At 63.0% G+C, this 17,279-nt stretch carries 19 protein-coding genes; 10 read left to right on the plus strand and 9 right to left on the minus strand.

The window, feature by feature from the left end; translation table 11 throughout:
• Positions 1-106 precede the first annotated feature (106 nt).
• From trpD to moaC, 3 genes are read left to right on the plus strand one after another with little or no spacing between them, the layout of a single operon-like run.
• On the plus strand, positions 107-1,126 hold the full coding sequence (gene trpD / locus CHC01_RS12285) for an anthranilate phosphoribosyltransferase (RefSeq protein WP_089264520.1): 1,020 nt from the start codon (positions 107-109) through the stop codon (positions 1,124-1,126).
• Positions 1,127-1,133: 7 nt separating this feature from the next.
• A complete protein-coding gene (gene trpC / locus CHC01_RS12290) occupies positions 1,134-1,940 on the plus strand; it encodes an indole-3-glycerol phosphate synthase TrpC (protein ID WP_089264521.1) in 807 nt (268 codons plus the stop codon).
• 2 nt (positions 1,941-1,942) lie between these two features.
• The gene (gene moaC, locus CHC01_RS12295; protein WP_089264522.1) at positions 1,943-2,464 is read left to right on the plus strand and encodes a cyclic pyranopterin monophosphate synthase MoaC; all 522 of its coding nucleotides are present in this window, start codon (positions 1,943-1,945) and stop codon (positions 2,462-2,464) included.
• 21 nt (positions 2,465-2,485) lie between these two features.
• Here moaC and CHC01_RS33040 read toward each other — a convergent pair whose 3' ends face one another.
• On the minus strand, positions 2,486-2,944 hold the full coding sequence (locus CHC01_RS33040; RefSeq protein WP_244558344.1) for a hypothetical protein: 459 nt from the start codon (positions 2,942-2,944) through the stop codon (positions 2,486-2,488).
• 174 nt (positions 2,945-3,118) lie between these two features.
• On the opposite strand from CHC01_RS33040, the gene CHC01_RS32530 reads away from it, so the two are divergent.
• On the plus strand, positions 3,119-3,271 hold the full coding sequence (locus CHC01_RS32530) for a hypothetical protein (protein WP_176454567.1): 153 nt from the start codon (positions 3,119-3,121) through the stop codon (positions 3,269-3,271).
• A gap of 200 nt (positions 3,272-3,471) precedes the next feature.
• On the opposite strand, the gene CHC01_RS32535 is transcribed toward CHC01_RS32530, so the two are convergent.
• From CHC01_RS32535 to CHC01_RS12320, 4 genes are all read right to left on the minus strand, one after another.
• Entirely contained in the window at positions 3,472-3,648 is a 177-nt protein-coding gene (locus tag CHC01_RS32535) for a hypothetical protein (RefSeq protein ID WP_176454568.1), read from the minus strand.
• 184 nt (positions 3,649-3,832) lie between these two features.
• Entirely contained in the window at positions 3,833-5,047 is a 1,215-nt protein-coding gene (locus CHC01_RS12310) for an ABC transporter substrate-binding protein (protein ID WP_089264524.1), read from the minus strand.
• Positions 5,048-5,114: 67 nt separating this feature from the next.
• A complete protein-coding gene (locus CHC01_RS12315; protein WP_089264525.1) occupies positions 5,115-5,438 on the minus strand; it encodes a 2Fe-2S iron-sulfur cluster-binding protein in 324 nt (107 codons plus the stop codon).
• A 7-nt stretch (positions 5,439-5,445) separates the two neighbouring features.
• A complete protein-coding gene (locus tag CHC01_RS12320; protein WP_244558341.1) occupies positions 5,446-6,594 on the minus strand; it encodes a cytochrome P450 in 1,149 nt (382 codons plus the stop codon).
• A 227-nt stretch (positions 6,595-6,821) separates the two neighbouring features.
• On the opposite strand from CHC01_RS12320, the gene CHC01_RS12325 reads away from it, so the two are divergent.
• Positions 6,822-7,370: a MarR family winged helix-turn-helix transcriptional regulator gene (locus CHC01_RS12325; RefSeq protein WP_089264527.1), complete on the plus strand. Its 549-nt coding sequence runs from the start codon at positions 6,822-6,824 to the stop codon at positions 7,368-7,370.
• A gap of 244 nt (positions 7,371-7,614) precedes the next feature.
• Positions 7,615-8,241 (plus strand): HAD-IA family hydrolase, encoded by a 627-nt coding sequence (locus tag CHC01_RS12330; RefSeq protein WP_089264528.1) that lies wholly within the window; start codon positions 7,615-7,617, stop codon positions 8,239-8,241.
• On the opposite strand, the gene CHC01_RS12335 is transcribed toward CHC01_RS12330, so the two are convergent.
• From CHC01_RS12335 to CHC01_RS12345, 3 genes are all read right to left on the minus strand, one after another.
• Positions 8,238-8,963, minus strand: a complete 726-nt coding sequence (locus CHC01_RS12335) for a CbtA family protein (RefSeq protein WP_089264529.1) — start codon at positions 8,961-8,963, stop codon at positions 8,238-8,240. The two genes, CHC01_RS12330 and CHC01_RS12335, sit on opposite strands and share 4 nt — an antisense overlap.
• Before the next feature lie 3 nt (positions 8,964-8,966).
• Complete coding sequence (locus tag CHC01_RS12340; protein WP_089264725.1) at positions 8,967-9,149, minus strand: CbtB domain-containing protein; 183 nt, start codon at positions 9,147-9,149, stop codon at positions 8,967-8,969.
• Between the two features lie 63 nt (positions 9,150-9,212).
• Positions 9,213-9,497, minus strand: a complete 285-nt coding sequence (locus CHC01_RS12345) for a hypothetical protein (RefSeq protein ID WP_089264530.1) — start codon at positions 9,495-9,497, stop codon at positions 9,213-9,215.
• Between the two features lie 108 nt (positions 9,498-9,605).
• Here CHC01_RS12345 and CHC01_RS12350 point away from each other — a divergent pair, with 108 nt between their 5' ends.
• From CHC01_RS12350 to lexA, 4 genes are all read left to right on the plus strand, one after another.
• Entirely contained in the window at positions 9,606-10,814 is a 1,209-nt protein-coding gene (locus tag CHC01_RS12350) for a molybdopterin molybdotransferase MoeA (RefSeq protein WP_089264531.1), read from the plus strand.
• Positions 10,815-10,972: 158 nt separating this feature from the next.
• Positions 10,973-13,330 carry an Orn/Lys/Arg family decarboxylase gene (locus CHC01_RS12355; RefSeq protein ID WP_089264532.1) on the plus strand — a complete coding sequence of 786 codons (2,358 nt, stop codon included), beginning with the start codon at positions 10,973-10,975 and terminating at the stop codon, positions 13,328-13,330.
• Between the two features lie 21 nt (positions 13,331-13,351).
• Positions 13,352-13,921: a GNAT family N-acetyltransferase gene (locus CHC01_RS12360; RefSeq protein WP_283805451.1), complete on the plus strand. Its 570-nt coding sequence runs from the start codon at positions 13,352-13,354 to the stop codon at positions 13,919-13,921.
• A 301-nt stretch (positions 13,922-14,222) separates the two neighbouring features.
• Positions 14,223-14,945 (plus strand): transcriptional repressor LexA, encoded by a 723-nt coding sequence (lexA, locus tag CHC01_RS12365; RefSeq protein ID WP_068730850.1) that lies wholly within the window; start codon positions 14,223-14,225, stop codon positions 14,943-14,945.
• Positions 14,946-14,963: 18 nt separating this feature from the next.
• Here the strand turns inward: lexA and CHC01_RS12370 are convergent, their stop codons facing one another.
• The gene (locus CHC01_RS12370) at positions 14,964-17,243 is read right to left on the minus strand and encodes a ComEC/Rec2 family competence protein (protein WP_089264534.1); all 2,280 of its coding nucleotides are present in this window, start codon (positions 17,241-17,243) and stop codon (positions 14,964-14,966) included.
• Positions 17,244-17,279 lie beyond the last annotated feature (36 nt).

The following is a 17,279-nucleotide window of genomic DNA, read 5'->3' on the forward strand; positions in this document are numbered from 1 at the left end:
GTCATTGCGGGCGCAGCGAAGCCATCCAGAAGCAACAAGCAAAGGCTGGATGGCTTCGTCGCAGATGTCGCCTGCAATGAGATGTGCATCACTCTGAAAGCATCCGATGGACAATCTCAGGGCAATCATTGCCAAGGTCGCGACCGGCGCCTCCCTCTCGCGTGAGGAAGCCTCGGCGGCCTTCGACAGCATGATGTCGGGCGAAGCCACGCCTTCGCAAATGGGCGGCCTGCTGATGGCGCTGCGCGTGCGCGGCGAGACCGTGGACGAGATCACCGGCGCGGTTGAGGTGATGCGCGCCAAGATGCTACGGGTCGACGCACCGGCTGGCGCTGTCGATGTGGTCGGTACCGGCGGCGACGGCTCCGGTTCCGTGAACGTCTCGACCTGTGCGTCGTTTATCGTCGCCGGCTGTGGCGTACCGGTTGCCAAGCACGGCAATCGTGCGCTGTCGTCACGCTCTGGCGCGGCAGACGTGCTGGCGGCCCTCGGCGTCAAGATCGACCTCACGCCCGACGATGTCAGCCGCTGCCTGAAGGAGACCGGCATCGGCTTCATGTTCGCGCCCGCGCATCATCCGGCCATGAAGAATGTCGGCCCGACCCGCGTCGAGCTCGCCACCCGCACCATCTTCAACCTACTTGGGCCACTGTCCAATCCCGCCGGCGTCACCCGGCAGATGGTCGGCGTTTTCTCGCGGCAATGGGTGCTTCCGCTGGCACAGGTGCTGAAGAATCTCGGCTCCGAATCCGCCTGGGTCGTGCACGGCTCCGATGGCCTCGATGAGATCACCCTCACCGGCCCGACCTTCGTGGCAGCGCTGGAAAACGGCAATATCCGCAGCTTCGAGATTTCACCCGAGGATGCGGGCCTGCCGCGCACCGGTCCGGATTCCCTGAAGGGCGGCGACGCCCAGGAGAACGCCGCCTCACTGCAGGCCGTGCTCGATGGCAAGCCGAGTGCCTTCCGTGACGTCGCGCTGCTCAATGCTGCCGCGGCGCTGATCGTGGCCGGCAAGGTCAAGGACGTGAAGGAAGGCGTGGCACTCGGTCAGAAGTCGCTCGACAGCGGCGCAGCGCTGGAGAAGCTGAAGCGACTGGTCGCCGTCTCCAACGCAAACCTGTGAGACGACGATGTCCGACATCCTGACCAAGATCGAAGCTTACAAGCGCGAAGAAATCGCGGCGGCGAAACGCGCCCATCCCATCGCTTCCATCGAAGCGCTGGCCAAGGCTGCGCCGGCGCCGCGCGGCTTCATGACCGCGATCCACAAAAAGCTCGACAAGAACGAGTTCGCGCTGATCGCCGAAATCAAGAAGGCCTCGCCGTCCAAAGGGCTCATTCGCGAGGACTTCGATCCGCCGACGCTGGCCAAGGCCTATGAAGCCGGCGGCGCCGCATGCCTCTCGGTTCTGACCGATACGCCGTCATTCCAGGGCCATCTCGACTTCATGGTCGCGGCGCGCGCCGCGACCAAACTGCCGGTGCTGCGCAAGGACTTCATGTTCGACACCTATCAGGTGGTCGAGGCCCGCGCCCATGGCGCCGATTGCATCCTGATCATCATGGCTGCACTCGACGATGCGCAGGCGCGTGACATCGAAGACGCCGCCATCGACCAGGGCATGGATGTGCTGATCGAAATCCACGACCAGCCGGAGCTGGAACGCGCGCTGAACCTGCGCTCGCCGATGATCGGCATCAACAACCGCAATCTGCGCACCTTCGAGACCACGCTGACCGCCAGCGAGACGCTGGCGCCGATGATCCCCCGGGATCGTCTGAAGGTCGGCGAAAGCGGCATCTTCACGCCGGACGACCTCGCACGCCTTGAGCGTGTCGGCATCTCCACCTTCCTGGTCGGGGAAAGCCTGATGCGGCAGGCGGACGTGACGGCCGCGACGCAAACGCTGCTCAAGCGCGCGAACGGAACGCATTGATCATGGCCGGCAAGACGAAAAAATCGAAGCAGGCCCCGGCCCTCACCCACATCGATTCCTCGGGCGAGGCCCGCATGGTCGATGTGTCGGAGAAACCGGCGACCGAACGCATCGCGGTGGCCGAAGGTCTGGTGATCATGAGCAAGGCGACGCTCGAGATGATCGTCTCCGGCAATGCCAAGAAGGGCGATGTGCTCGGCACGGCGCGTATCGCCGCCATCATGGCGGCAAAGCGCACATCGGATCTGATCCCGCTGTGCCATCCGCTGGCTCTATCCAAAGTCACGCTGGACATCACGCCCGACAAGAAACTGCCGGGCTGCCGCGTACGTGCATCAGTCAAGGTTACGGGCCCCACGGGCGTCGAGATGGAAGCGCTGACGGCCGTCTCCGTCGCATGCCTGACAATCTACGACATGATCAAGGCCGTCGAGCGCGGTGTCCGCATCGAGGGTATCCACCTCGTCGAGAAAAAGGGCGGCAAGTCCGGGCACTATCTGGTCACGGACAACGCCGCGAATTGAATACTCCGCGGTCGCCCGGCGTCAGCCGCAGACATACACGCGCCGCCATCGCCAACCGTGATAAGTCCGCACCCGTATAACGTCATAGCAGTTGTCGTAATACGGATAGCCCGCATAGGCGTAGGACGAACCGAATCCGATCACAAACGGGGCGAAATTCCGGAAGTGGCGGTTATGGTGGCCGAAGTGATGGAAGCCTCGATTGGACATTCCGGCGAAGCGTGCTCCACCGGACATGGCGGCGAAACGAGTTGCACCGAACCCGCCGCCGCGCAGGCCGCCCATGGCCATACCGCCGCCGCGGAAGCCACCTCCGTGGAAGCCACCTCCGTGAAAACCACCACCACCGTGGAAACCACCACCGTGCCCACCACCACCGCCGTGGCCGCCCCCGCCGCCGCGCGCGGAAGCATCCATCGGCACGGACGTCATGCCGATGGCCGCAATTGTGGCAAGTCCGATCAACATTTTCCTGAGCATGGCACACTCCTGTCGCAGGTGTGGGCCCCCATCCTCAGAACACCGGTTGCCGCAAATAATTCCCGATGATCGCCAGCGACATCGAACAAGTGGCCGTCACTTGATCATCGGACAACCGCCCTCGGCCATCGACCGCAATACTGCGACAGCACGCTTCGACGAAATCGCGAACTGTTGGACATCGCGCAGGCGCTCATCGAGCTGCTGTCGCCGCGCAACCATCTTTGCGGCGAGCACGACGCGCAATTTCTCATGAAGGTCCCAGAGCGCGTCATCACTGCGAAATCGCGATCCTGCGCCGTCATCGATCTTGTTTACGAACAATAACCGGGACCGCGCGCGACATGGGGGGTGTTTGGCGGCGGTCCCGGGCCAGATCAAGCGACCAACCGGACGGATGAGACATCCAGGCTGGTGCTCGTGGCGGGATCAGCACTACCAAGCAGGACAAGGCCAAGTGTGAATGCGCACTACTTAGTTACGCGCGCGCGTTGTAAGTTTTGCGGTAACCTGAATAGGGGCGGATTTCAGCGATCGCTGTCATCACGGTGCTCGCGCACGAGACGCTGCCGGCTGCGCTGCGGCTTCATCTCACTGACGATCCACGGCCCGATCTGCGCATCGAGATGACGCTCATATCGTTTGACAAGCAACCACGCAGCAGGCGGCAGCAGCAAGACCATCAATCCAACCACAATCGACATTCCAAATCCTTTAAATCAAAGGGTTTCGATGTCATTAGGTACGTGGAATAGCCTTTTAGGTTTGAAATAGCCCGCATGTATTTTCTGCGGAGCAGCGAGTTACCTACCGATCCGCCAGTTCCCGCAACCGGCCCCACATCGATACCGGCAACGACTGATGTTGCCGGTATCGATGCGCGACAGGCTACTTGATCATCGGACAACCACCCTCGGCCATCGGCCGGAACGCCTTTTCGGCAGGGATGGTCGAGAGCAGCTTGTAATAGTCATACGGCCCCTTCGACTCTGCCGGCTTCTTGATCTCGAACAGATAGATCGGGTGAATGACACGGCCATCGGCGCGGATTGTGACCTCACCGAACAGCTTGTCCTTGCCCTTGAAGGTCTTCATCTGCGGTACGACGGCACTGGCATCGTCGCTGCCCTTGGCGGCCACGGCATTGAGATAGGCCAGCGTGGAGGCATAGACACCCGCCTGATTGGCGCTCGGCATCTTGCCGTTCATGCCCGGCCGCGCCGCAAAGCGTTTGCCAAAGGCGCGGGTGTCGTCATCCATGTCCCAGTAGAAGGATTCCGTCAGCAACAGGCCCTGCGCGGTCTTCAGGCCCATGCCGTGAACGTCATTGATGAAGATCAGGAATGCGACCAGCTTCTGCGGGCCATCCTGCATGCCGAACTCACCAGCTTGCTTGACCGCATTGATGGCATCCGCGCCGGCATTGGCAAGACCGATCACCTTGGCCTTGGAGCTCTGCGCCTGCAGCAATAGCGAGGCGAAATCGGAGGTGCCGAGCGGGTGCTTCGATGACCCCAGCACCTTGCCGCCGTTCTTCGTGATGTAATTGGTGGCTTCGGCCTCGATGCCCTGCCCCAGCGCGTAATTCACCGTGAGAAAGTACCAGTCGTCACCGCCCCGCTGCATCATCGCTGCCGCGGTGGTGTTGCCGGTGGCCCATGCGTCGTTGACCCACTGGATCGTGTTCGGCGAACAGTCCTTACCCGTGAGGTCCGACGTCGCGGTGGATGAGGCCAGGAACGTCATTCTGGTGTTGCGGGCGATATTGTTGATGGCGAGACCGACCGACGAATTCGGTACGTCGACGATGGCATCGACCTTTTCGACATCGAGCCATTTGCGCGCGATGGCGGAGCCGACATCCGCCTTGTTCTGATGGTCGGCATAGACGATCTCGACCTTGATATTCTTGCCGCCGCCGTTGAAATCCTCAGCGGCCATCCGCGCGGCTTCCACCGAGCCCATGCCGTTGGTGTCCTGGAACACGCCGGAAATGTCGTTGAGCACACCGACCCGCACCACATCGTCGGACACCTGCGCCTGGACTGCCGTCGCCATCACGCAGGATGCCGCAGCAGCCAAAACTGTCTTGAAGCCCTTCATTGTCGTCTTCCCCTCTGACCTTGATTACGCGGGTCCGGACGTTGCCGGTCGCGGTCTTGCTTGCGAATTACACCTGTCGCTCCGGCAGCCGGAGCACGAGGCCATCGAGCGCCTCGGTGATCTTGATCTGGCACGACAGCCGGCTGTTCGGCAGCCGCTCGCTGGCGACACCCTCCAGCAACTCATCCTCGTCGGCACCGACTGTGCCAACTTTGCCTAGCCAGTTGTCGTCGACATAGACGTGGCAGGTGGCGCAAACCGCGCCTCCGCCGCATTCGCCCGTAATGCCGTCGATGCCATGCAGCAGCGCCGTATACATGGCGCTATCGCCGTCATTGGCGCTGACTGTCTCGGCACGAGTGTCGTGATGAATGAACGTAATGCTCGGCATGGAATCCTCAGGCAGGCGTGAAGGTGACCGGCAGGCTTTCGAGCCCGCGCAGCGTGTTGTTGTAACGGCGCTTGACCTCGCCATTGATCTCTATGGATGCGACCTTGCGCGCCAGTGCGGAGAGCATGACCTCACCTTCAAGCCGCGCCACGAGCTGCCCGACGCACATGTGGACGCCGGAGCCGAATCCGACATGGCCGGACGTCTTGCGGGTGATGTCGTAGCGTTCGGGATCGGCCCACCGGCGCGGATCGCGGTTGGCGGCGGCCAGGAACATCAGCACCTTCTCGCCCTCACCGACACGACAACCGCTGATCTCGACGTCGCGCGTCGTGGTGCGGAAGAAGGTCTGCACCGGGCTTTCGTAACGCACGGCCTCCTCGAAAGCATTGCGCGCCAGCGACAGGTCGCTGCGCAGCCGCGCGAATTCTTGCGGGTAGCGCGCCAGGCAATAAACGGCAGCGCCGATACCGTTCACCGTCGTGTCCAGCCCTGCCGACAGCAATGAGCGCACCAGCAGCGGCGCCTCGTCGGCGGTGATGTCGCCGGTGTCGACCCGCGCATGGATGCAGGCGCCGAAACCGCCGGGCGCGAGATTGTCGCGCTGGCATTGCGCGGCGACATAGGCCTGATGCGGCGCAGAGCGTTCGATGGCGTCCTGGCGCAGCTGGTTCGGCGGGCCGAAGGCGTTGAAGACAAGACCGGCATAAGGCAGCAGGTTTTCGCGGCCCTCCTTCTGCAGTCCCATCGCATCGGGGAATACCGATAGTGGATAGGCTTCGGCAAGATCCGCGACCGCGTCGAAACTGCGCCGCTCCAGCAGTTCGTCGACCTTGGCATCGGCCGCCGCGGCAAAGCCATCACGCAGCTGCTTCATCACCGCGGGCGACAGGACCTTGTTGAGTACCGCGCGCGTGCGCGTATGTGCCGGCGGGTCGGCTTCGAGAATGAGGCTCGGCGGGCGCCACGGTTTCTCCCTGGCAAAGTCGCTGAGACCCACGCCGCGGCTCGAGCAGAACGTCGCGGGATCGTTCAGGACCGCATGAACTTCAGCATAGCGCGCGACCGCGTAGACGTTCCATTTGTCGAGATACACCAACGGTCCCGCCTCACGCAGCACCTCGTGGGTGGGATGCGGATCGGCGAAGAAATCCATGGCGAAGGGATCGACGTCGAGGTGGACGACGGGCTGAGACGATGCGTCGTTCGGCAGGGCTCCGCCGAAGGACAGCACCGGCGGGGTGTGGGCCGTCGTGACCGTGGCAACCATGTGAATCTCCCATATTTTCTTGTTGGCAATTGCGGCTGCGTGTCTCTATTCCTCAGGACCACGTGATCTCGCCGATTTCGACGACGTCATGCTGGCAGGCAGGATCGTGGTGCATGAGCAAGAATGGATCGGGAAAAACGGTTCGAAAGCCCGCCAAGGCGAAAGTGACAAAGGTCAATGTCAGGACTGTTGCCGCGAGAGCGCCCGCGTCCAAAGGCGGGCAGTTGCTCGATCTTGAGCGCTATGTGCCGGCCTTCATCACCTTCATTGCGAACAAGCTCTCGCGCAACGCGACCGCGCTCTATCAGAAGCGCTTTGGCGTGAATGTCACCGAGTGGCGCATCATGTCGCTGCTGGCGATCGAGCCCGGCATTCCCGCCTCGCGCATCTGCCACGTCATCGGCTTCGACAAGGGACCGGTCAGCCGCACGCTTGCCATGCTGGAAGAGCGCGGGCTGGTCGCCATCAATGCCGACCCGGACGACGCGCGCACCCATTCGATTACGCTGACCACGAAGGGTCGCACGACCCATGACGCAGTCATCGTGACCGCACTGGAACGCGAGCGAAAGCTGCTGTCCTGCCTGGATGAAAGCGAACGCGAAGTGCTGATCGACTTGCTGCGACGCATTCACGGCAATCTCGGCGCGGTAACCGGCTAGGCCATCACGCGTTACTCGCGCGTCATCAATCGCTGTCCCGCACAAGCGGTCCACCATCGTTTCTCTCCCTGCAGGGCCCGGCAGTTGACTGCTCTAGGTAGCGCCCTCTTTGGAAAGGCTCTCACGAATTAGTTGCCTAGGCAACAGAAATATCGGGACGGTTTGTCACGCGGAGGCAAGGATTTTCTGCCATCATCCGCTAACCTGCGCCGCACATGTTCAATCGTTGAGCCAAAAGATACAGATGACGATGTCGCTTACGCCAAATTCCGCAGACGCCCTGCTGTTTGATCTTGGCCGCGTCGTGCTGGATATCGATTTCACGCGCGTGCTGAAGGTCTGGTCGGACTACGCGCAGTGTACACCGGACGACATCGTGAGCCGGTTTGCGCGCGGCGACGTCTATATGCGACACGAGCGCGGCGAGATTTCCGACGACGCATTCTTTGCGCATCTGCACGACACGCTCGGTATCGATCTGACGCCGGCACAATTTCTCGAAGGCTGGAATGCGATCTTCGTCGGGGAGATGCCGGGCATCGCCGAACTCCTCGCGCATGCCTCGAAGCGCTGGCCGCTCTACGCGTTCTCAAACACCAATGTCGCGCATGTCACGCATTTCTCGGAACACCATGCCGATCTGCTCAGTCACTTCCGCAGGGTGTTTCTGTCGTCCTCGATCGGGCTTCGCAAGCCCGATGCAAAATCCTATGAGCACGTCATCACGGAAATCGGCATCCCCGCCGACCGCATCGTGTTCTTCGACGATCTTGCCGACAATATCGAGGCCGCCCGTGCTTGCGGGTTGCAGGCCGTCCACGTCACCTCGCCGACATCGGTCGCCGAGGCGCTCAAGGCACTCGGGCTTTAGGTCCGCGAGATGCGCTGGAAGGCGATGCTGGTGAGGACGCCGAGCAGTGCCCAGAACAGCAGGCTGGTCAGGACCGCTGCAACGACGAAACTGTGCGACAGCGCTTCGGGGACATCCGTATGACCAGCGGGCGCCTGTGGAGCGCCGATCAGATGCGGCAGGATGATCAGGCCGAGGCCTAAAATGGCAGCCCATGACGCCTTGCGGAAGACCAGCAGGCCGAGCCCCGCCGCGGTGGCGCAGGCGGTGCCGATCCACCAGGTCTGGCGCAGTGTGAGGTCGGCGACAGGCATTCCAGGCAGCTCCGGCGGCAGGCCGAGGCCGGGCGCCGCCGTGAAGACGACGAAACCGCCGAGACCCCAGAACAGCCCTTCCCGCCAGCTCACGGCCCGGCCACGCAGCGCGAAGATGCCGGCCAGTAGCAACGCGAAGCCGATGGCCGTCAGGATATTGGCGCCGGTGGTGAAGGCATTGCGTTGCAAGCCCTCGGTGGGCTCCCATTCGGCCTCATGGCTATGGGCGGCGGCGCCATGGTCGTGCGTATGGGCGGGCTGCGCGGCAGCCGTCGGCGCAACAGCAGCCGGAGCTTCCGCCTTGCGCTCATAAACTTCGCTTTTCTGGATCAGGGGAATGGTCCCGACCATCTGGGCGCCGGTGATGGCAGCGCCAGTGATCACGCCAGCCAGCGCTGCCGAGAAGACGATCGACCTGAAGACGGACATGTCTCAGTGGCAGGGGAATGCGTTGGCGTGGCGCGTGTCATGGGCCGCATTGTGGACGGCGCTGATATGCGAGAAGCCGACCACGCCGACGATGAACAGACCGAGCGCCATGGCCAGAACGGCCTGCACGACGACATTGACGTCAGTGGTGACGGCGGAGATCTGGGCGGTCTGGGTCTGTTGCATCGGAATCCTCGCGAAATAGACGGCCAATTTAGCCGAGTTGCACCGGCGGCGCGACCGTTAATTTTACATCGCGCGGGCGAGATCGCGGCTGGTCAGATGAAAATTCGCATCTGCCGCCACCGGCGCACGCACCAGCTTGGCGCCGGCCGCCGCCTGGAACACGTCTCTGTGGTCGCGGAAATAGGCTGCGCAGTCCTCCGGCGACGGGCAGCGCCGGAGCAGCGTCCGGAACGCGTGACGGTGCACCATGCACAGCCCGCGATGGCCGGACGGCCGGAATGCCAGCGCATCGACATCCGCCCGCCAGACAGGCGCTTCATCGTCGGTTGCGGCGTGGTTGTCGGTCATGATCGCCGATGTCTACCGTGTTTGCCTGCCCTGCCAAAGCGCCGCTGGTTTTGCGTCCGCTCCCGCTCTCCGCTATGACGGGCGCCCACACTGCCGGAGATCCCCGCGATGGCCCTGATGCCGGTTACCGATGCCATGGCCGCGATTCTCGCGGGCGCCGATGCGCTGCCTGAGGAGATGGTGCCGCTGGAAGACGCTTTCCACCGCGTGCTCGCCCGCGACATCGCTTCGCTGCGCACCCAGCCACCGGAGCCCATGTCAGCGATGGACGGCTATGCTGTGCGCGCCGCCGATGCGACACTGGGCGCCAAGCTCCGCGTCATCGGCGAGATCGCCGCAGGCAAGCCGTTCGACCGCCCGCTGCAGACCGGTGAAGCCCTGCGAATTTTCACCGGCGGCGTGCTGCCCGCCGGCGCCGACGCCGTCGTGATCCAGGAAGATACTACGCGCGATAGCGATATCGTCGGGATCAACGAAGCTGCAATTTCCGGCAAGCATATCCGCCCGGCCGGCGTCGATTTCAACGAAGGCGATGTGCTGCTGCGCGCCGGCACCCGCCTTACAGATCGCGACCTGGCGCTTGCTGCCGGGATGAACCATCCGTCACTGCCCGTGCGGCGACGGCCGGTCGTTGCCGTGCTCGCCACCGGCGACGAACTGGTAATGCCCGGTGCGGTCCCCGGCCCCGGCCAGATCGTGCTCTCCAATGGCTTCGCGCTACGTGCACTGGCCCGTGCCGAAGGCGCCGAGGTGATCGATCTCGGTATCGCTGTCGACACGCTGGAGGCGACCACATCGGCCATTCAGCGCGCGATCGATCTGAAGGCGGACGTGCTGATCACCACCGGCGGCGCGTCGGTCGGCGACCACGACCTCGTGCAGCAATCCCTGATCAATGCCGGCGTCGAGATGGCGTTCTGGCGCATCGCGATGCGGCCCGGCAAGCCGATGATGCACGGACGCCGCCAGAGCATGCGGGTCATCGGCCTGCCCGGCAATCCCGTCTCGTCCTATGTCTGCGGCTTCCTGTTCATGGTGCCGCTGCTGCGCGCGCTGTCCGGCCGAAACGAGGTCGCTCACGCGCTCGAACCCGCGGTGCTCGGCCGCGACCTCGCCGCCAACGACCAGCGCGAGGACTATCTGCGCACGCGCCTGGAAACCCGCGCCGACGGCACCGTGGTGGCGACGCCGGTCATCAAGCAGGACTCGTCGCTGCTAGGAAATCTGGCTGTTGCCGAAGGACTTCTGATCCGCACGCCATTCGCTCCCGCCGCCGCCGCTGGCGATTCCTGCGCGATCATGCGACTGCCTGTTTAAAGGCCGAGATGCGCGATGGGATGCCGGGCCACCGGAACTTCCGCCGCGCGGCATGTTCTCTGAGCTTTTTTCTGACTGAGATACCTTAACGCGGCTTCAGTCACTGAATTGTCACGTAACGCAGCGAGACATCGCTGCGAAACAAGATCGGTGCACAAATGGACTATTTCAAACGCTTCAATTTCCTGTTTGCGATGCCAACATTCGACGCCGACGATCTCGAGGGCATTCGGCTCAATCAGATCGTCGATGAGATCGAGCGTTCCGGCTTCGAAGTCGTCAAGGCACGCAAGCTCGAAGACGCCACGATCGCAGTCCAGACCGACGCGGCCATCGGCTGCATGGTGGTCGACTGGGGCAAGAAGGGCCTCGAAGGCAAGACCGCGGCGCTGATCAACCTGATGCGCAAACGGGGCCTCGACTTCCCCATCATCCTGCTGATCCGTCGCAAGCGGTTTGAAGACGTCCCGGTCGAAGTGCTCGATTTCATCGACGGCTATGTCTTCCTGTCCGAGGAAACCCCACCCTTCATCGCCAAGAATCTCATCAGCCGGTTGAAGCAATATGCCGAGACGCTGAAGACGCCGTTCTTCGGCGCTTTGGTCGACTATGCCGAGGAAGGCAACCAGCTCTGGACCTGCCCGGGCCACAATGGCGGCGTGTTCTACAGCCGCAGCCCGATCGGGCGGGTGTTCATGGAACATCTCGGCGAAGCCGTGTTTCGCGACGACCTCGACAATTCGGTGCTCGATCTCGGCGACCTGCTAACTCATGAGGGCCCTGCTTTGCAGGCGCAGAAGGAAGCCGCGCAGATTTTTGGCGCGGAGAAGACCTACTTCGTGCTCAACGGCACCTCGACCTCCAACAAGGTCGCGCTATCGGCTCTGGTTACCGATGGCGACCTCGTGCTGTTCGATCGCAACAACCACAAGGCGGCTTTGCACGGCGCATTGATGATTTCAGGCGGTGTGCCGATCTATGTGCCAACGACGCGCAATCCCTGGGGCCTGATCGGCCCGATGAACTGGGACGCGCTCGACGAGGACGCGCTGCGCGAGCGCATCCGTATCAATCCGCTCGTCACGGATCCCGAGGCCTGGAAACGTCCGCGCCCGTTCCGCGTCGCCGTGGTCGAACAGTGCACCTATGACGGCACCATCTACAGCGCCGAGATGATCATCGCGCGCATCGGCCATCTCTGCGATTACATCCTGTTCGACGAAGCCTGGGCGGGTTTCATGAAATTCCACCCGCTCTATGCCGGTCGCTTCGCCATGGGGCTCAAAGAGCTCGGCCCGGATTCGCCGGGCATCATCGCGACGCAGTCGACCCACAAGCAGCTCGCGAGCTTCTCGCAGGCGTCGCAGATCCACATGAAGGATCGTCATATCCGCGGCCAGAAACGCCGCGTCGAGCATCGGCGCTTCAACGAAAGCTTCATGCAGCACGCCTCGACCTCGCCGTTCTATCCGCTGTTCGCATCATTGGATGTCGGCGCGCAGATGATGAAGGGCCGCTCCGGCGAAGTGTTGTGGGACGATACGATCCGCCTCGGCATCGAACTGCGCAAGAAGATGCGCGCCGTCCGCCGCGAATTCGAGGAGAAGGAAACCCGCACTGAGCGCCGCTGGTTCTTCGAACCCTTCGTGCCCGAGCGCGTCGCGATTCCCGACGCAGCCAGCGAAGGCGCTGTTCACAATGTGCCTTGGGAAAGCATCGGCACTGACCAGCTGGCCACCAATCCGGCTTATTGGCAGCTCGCGCCTGACGCCGCTTGGCATGGCTTCCCCGGCATGGAAGCCGGTTTCACCATGACCGATCCCAACAAGCTGACGGTACTGACACCCGGCTTCGACCGCACCACCGGCGGCTATGCGGAACACGGCATCCCCGCGCCCGTGGTCGCGCAGTTCCTGCGCGAAAATCGCATCGTGCCGGAGAAGAACGATCTCAACTCGCTGCTCTTCCTGCTGACGCCCGGCGTGGAAGCCAGCAAGGCCGGCACGCTGATATCGGGCCTTGTCGCCTTCAAGAAGTTTCATGACGACAACGCGCTGCTGGAAGACGTTATCCCGGAATTCTCCAGGCGCAGGCCGGCGCGTTATGCGGGCATACGCCTGCGGGATCTGTGCGGCGACATGCACCGGTTCTTCCGCGAGGCCAATGTGAGCGAACTTCAGACCAGGCAATTCTCCGCCGACCATCTGCCGGAGATTGCCATGTCACCCCATGATGCCGCGCGCTGTCTGGTGCGCAACGACGTCGATTACCTCCCGATCGATGAGATATTCGGGCGCGTCGCGACGACGCCGTTCGTGGTCTACCCGCCCGGCATCGCCACGATCGTTCCCGGAGAACGGCTCACCGAACGGTCAAAGCCGATGATCGACTATCTCCGGATGTTCGAGACCTGCTTCAACACGTTCCCGGGCTTCGACGTCGAAATCCAGGGCATCTACCGCAAGGTCGACGCCAATGGCCGGATCCGACTTTACACTTACGTGGTCTCCGAATAGGGAGCACGTAAGGAGCCTGATTTGCCAACGGAACTCGAACAGCCGGTCGTCATCCGACCATCACGCGACACCGACGTCGATGCCATGCTGGCGATCTATCGCCGGCACATCCGGCAAGGCGTCGAGGAAGGCGTCAGCGACGCCGACACGCCGCAGCCCGACGATCTCAGAGACCGGCGCAAGAACCTGCGCAGCAAACGGTTCCCGCACCTCGTCGCCACGCAAGGCGGCGAGGTCGTCGGCTACGCCTATGTGGTGCTGTTCCGCAAGCGACCGGCCTATCGCTACACGGTCAAGCATTCGATCTATATCCACCACGGGCATGTCGGCCGAGGCATCGGCCGGCTGTTGATGCGCGAGTTGATCGATGTCTGCGCGGCGGCCGGCTTTCGGCAGATCATCGGCTATATCGATGCCGACAACACGGCCTCGCTCGGCTTGCATGAGAGCTTTGGCTTTGCGCGCGTCGGCTTGCTGCCCGGCGTCGCTTATCGCTCCGGCCGCTGGGCCGACACGATCATGGTTCAGCGCTCGCTGGCCACCGGCTCCACGACTCCCCCGCCGCCCGTTGGGCGCATGACGTCCGCGTAGCCCAAGCGACCGCGGAAGCATTTTCCATGTCCCTCGAGGGTCGACGACTGGTAGGAACAGCCTCCTCAAACCTCCCTCAACGCGCATTCTGTTGACGGCAAATTAAGCATTGCAGAACACATATGGAACATATAGTGTTCGTTCATGATTTGTTTCGAGATTCTGTGGCTTTGAGTAGTTTGAGAGTGCCCGAACTCGCGCAACCGATCTTCGAACGATCGTCTCAGGATTGAGGCTCACCGTTCGAAGGCCCTTTGAAACGCACGCGGCGGCCGACACCGTCAACTGAGGATGGCTTCAGATGCTCACGCGCAAACAATACGAACTCCTGCGATTCATCGATCAACGGCTGAAGGAAGCCGGCGTCCCGCCCTCCTTCGACGAGATGAAGGATGCGCTCGACCTGCGCTCGAAGTCCGGCATCCATCGTCTGATCACGGCGCTGGAAGAACGCGGCTTCATACGCCGTCTGCCCAACCGCGCCCGTGCCATCGAAGTCATCAAGCTGCCAGAGCTCGGCGCGCCGGTCACCGGCGGCACCGGGCGCCGCGGCTTCACGCCCAGCGTCATCGAAGGCACGCTTGGCAAGGTGCGTTCGGCCGCCAGCATCGCCAGCAACAGCGGCGATGATGACAATGGCCGCACGGTTGCTATCCCGGTCATGGGCCGGATCGCGGCAGGTACGCCGATCGAGGCGCTGCAGACCCGCAGCCACACCATCAGCATGCCCGCCGACATGCTCGGCTCCGGCGAACATTACGCGCTCGAAGTGCGCGGCGATTCCATGCAGGACGCCGGCATTCTCGATGGCGACACGGTGCTGATCCAGCGCAACGAAAGCGCCGACACCGGCGACATCGTGGTGGCCCTGATTGACGACGAGGAAGCCACGTTGAAGCGCTTCCGCCGCCGCGGCGCGTCGATCGCGCTAGAGCCAGCGAACGACGCTTACGAAGTTCGCATCCTGCCGCCTAACCGGGTGCGCATTCAGGGCAAGCTGATTGGTCTGTATCGGCGTTACTGAGGCTATCGCCTCGGCGGACTACTGATCTTCGGGTTGAAGATCGGTTTCCGCCGGCGTCGCATCCACCGGCCGATTTTGTGGCGTACGACTGTTCGGGATCAGATCGTGCTGGGGCTCATCAGGAATGGCGCGCGACCACGGACGGTCCAGACCCCGCGGTCGCACGGCATCGATGGTAAAGCCGTTCGCGGTTCGCTGCAGGCTCACCGCACCATTTCGTTGCAAGCGATCTTGATCGATCACCAGCGCCCTGCAATCCCTCGGCGGTTGTTTCGTCGTGACGATGAGCGCCGCTTTCTCGCAATCATCTGTGAAGGCATCCGGCTGTAAAACCAGCGCCACCAAAGCGCCATCGGCCAGCGCCGTGATGCACCCGTCGCGGTCGCAGGACACGCCGTGGCCGACTGAGGCATCGGTCGGCAGGCGTGCATCGGCATCGCCGGCAAGCCACTCTTTCAGCAAAAATGTATCCTTGGCGCTGCGCATCACGTGGAGATGCCCATCCCTGCCCCGTACCGCGACGCTGCGACCATCACCCGAGATCAGCACATCCGGCTGCTTCACCAGCAATGCCCATACAATCGAGAGCACCAGCACGCCAGCCCCCGCGAAGCGCAACGGCGTGCGCAGCAATCCGAGCACGATGATGCCGATACTGGCTGATATCAGCGGTCCGGTGCCGAAGGCCGGCATCCGGCCGATGGCGCCGGGCAAGGCCGCCACCCATTGCGTGACCACGATCATCCACTGGATGCCGACATCCATCAGCCGCCAGAACACACCGTCAAAGCCGAACGGCATGGCCACCAAACCAAGAATACCCGCCGGCATCACCAGCGCTGAGACCACTGGCATCGCCAGGAGATTGGCGACGACGCCATAAGGCGTGACGCGATGGAAATGAAATGCGGCATAGGGCGTGGTGGCAAGGCCCGCGACCAGCGAGGCCAGCACGAGCATCGCGATCTCGCGTCCGCCCCATAGCGCCACGCGCGCTGTCGCGGAATGATCGGGCGAGGCAAACAGCGCGGGCATGCCGATCTGCACCAATGCAACGAGCCCCAGCGTCGCGGCGAAAGACATCTGGAAACTCGGGTGAACCAGCGCATCGGGCGCGACGATCAGCACGACCATCGCCGCCACCGCCAGCGTGCGGAACGTCACCGCCCGGCGATCGACCATGACTGCAATCAGCACGACGGCCGTCATGAAAAACGATCTCTGCGTCGCGACTTCAGCACCTGACAACAGCAGATAGAACAGTGCTGCGAATAACGCCGCAGCCGCTGCGACTTTCCTGATCGGGAACGTCACTGTCAGGACAGGGATCAGTGCCAGCAGTGCGCGTATCGCAAAGAACACCACGCCGGCGACCACGGCCATGTGATAGCCAGAAATCGACAACACATGACCGAGGCCGGAGATGAACATCGCATCATTGACGTCAGCCGAAATCGCATCGCGGCGGCCCGTGAGCAGCGCCGTGGCAATGGCGCGGCTATCGCCCGAGAGCACGGTGCGGATCCGCGCGTCGATGGCGTCGCGTAGCCCCTGCATGGTCGCCGAATAGCGTAGTGCCACACTCGGCTGTATCGGCGGATCGACTGCCTTGATGCCGCCCATCACGAAGCCAGATGCGCCGATCCCTTGAAAATACAGATCGCGGCCGAAGTCGTAGCTGCCCGGCCGGAGCGGCGACAGCGGCGGCTGCAGCCTTGCCTTCAATTCGACGAAGCTGCCGACGGCAGGTGCCGTGCCCTTCTTCACCGACAGCCGCACACGAGTGAGCTTCGGTGCGGCGCGCGGGCTGTCCATCGTGGCAACGCGCAGCACGAAGCGATCCGTGCGCTCCCGTTCCTCATGCGTTTCGACGAAGCCGGTCAGCGCGACGGAATAGAGCGGCTTCGCCAGAACCTCATGAGCCACACGCGCGGTTTTCAAGGCAGCCATCGCAAAGCCGGCCGCGATGGCCGCAATAAGCAAGATCAAGGAAAACCATCGTTGTCGCCGCAGCAAAAACGCAGCCATGCAAAGAAGGCCAGCCGTCGCAGCGGCAACCCAGGCCACCGGCTCATGCTCAGCGGCAAAATACAGCGCGATGCCGGTGCCGAAAGCGATCGGCACCCAGGGCAGCAAGCGACCGGGACCAGCTTCGGCCCGCACCCACGTCCAGAGCGTCCCGAAGCCCGACGTCGACGACGTCGCTGACGGGGCAGCGACGCCTGCCGTGGCCGGCGGCCATGTGGTCGCCGTGCCGGATCGGCCCCGCCGCTGTTGCTGATCCCCGCCCTGCGCCATCGAACGCCCGCACGCCACGCTTGTCCTTCCGAATGC

It is taken from the genome of Tardiphaga sp. OK246 (genome assembly GCF_900188215.1).
GTDB lineage: Bacteria > Pseudomonadota > Alphaproteobacteria > Rhizobiales > Xanthobacteraceae > Tardiphaga > Tardiphaga robiniae.

Coding starts and splice junctions, on each gene's coding strand:
- trpD (WP_089264520.1), top strand. CDS start 107: ATGGACAATCTCAGGGCAATCATTGCCAAGGTCGCGACCGGCGCCTCC.
- trpC (WP_089264521.1), top strand. CDS start 1,134: ATGTCCGACATCCTGACCAAGATCGAAGCTTACAAGCGCGAAGAAATC.
- moaC (WP_089264522.1), top strand. CDS start 1,943: ATGGCCGGCAAGACGAAAAAATCGAAGCAGGCCCCGGCCCTCACCCAC.
- CHC01_RS33040 (WP_244558344.1), bottom strand. CDS start 2,944: ATGCTCAGGAAAATGTTGATCGGACTTGCCACAATTGCGGCCATCGGC.
- CHC01_RS32535 (WP_176454568.1), bottom strand. CDS start 3,648: ATGTCGATTGTGGTTGGATTGATGGTCTTGCTGCTGCCGCCTGCTGCG.
- CHC01_RS12310 (WP_089264524.1), bottom strand. CDS start 5,047: ATGAAGGGCTTCAAGACAGTTTTGGCTGCTGCGGCATCCTGCGTGATG.
- CHC01_RS12315 (WP_089264525.1), bottom strand. CDS start 5,438: ATGCCGAGCATTACGTTCATTCATCACGACACTCGTGCCGAGACAGTC.
- CHC01_RS12320 (WP_244558341.1), bottom strand. CDS start 6,594: ATGGATTTCTTCGCCGATCCGCATCCCACCCACGAGGTGCTGCGTGAG.
- CHC01_RS12325 (WP_089264527.1), top strand. CDS start 6,822: ATGAGCAAGAATGGATCGGGAAAAACGGTTCGAAAGCCCGCCAAGGCG.
- CHC01_RS12330 (WP_089264528.1), top strand. CDS start 7,615: ATGACGATGTCGCTTACGCCAAATTCCGCAGACGCCCTGCTGTTTGAT.
- CHC01_RS12335 (WP_089264529.1), bottom strand. CDS start 8,963: ATGTCCGTCTTCAGGTCGATCGTCTTCTCGGCAGCGCTGGCTGGCGTG.
- CHC01_RS12340 (WP_089264725.1), bottom strand. CDS start 9,149: ATGCAACAGACCCAGACCGCCCAGATCTCCGCCGTCACCACTGACGTC.
- CHC01_RS12345 (WP_089264530.1), bottom strand. CDS start 9,497: ATGACCGACAACCACGCCGCAACCGACGATGAAGCGCCTGTCTGGCGG.
- CHC01_RS12350 (WP_089264531.1), top strand. CDS start 9,606: ATGGCCCTGATGCCGGTTACCGATGCCATGGCCGCGATTCTCGCGGGC.
- CHC01_RS12355 (WP_089264532.1), top strand. CDS start 10,973: ATGGACTATTTCAAACGCTTCAATTTCCTGTTTGCGATGCCAACATTC.
- lexA (WP_068730850.1), top strand. CDS start 14,223: ATGCTCACGCGCAAACAATACGAACTCCTGCGATTCATCGATCAACGG.
- CHC01_RS12370 (WP_089264534.1), bottom strand. CDS start 17,243: ATGGCGCAGGGCGGGGATCAGCAACAGCGGCGGGGCCGATCCGGCACG.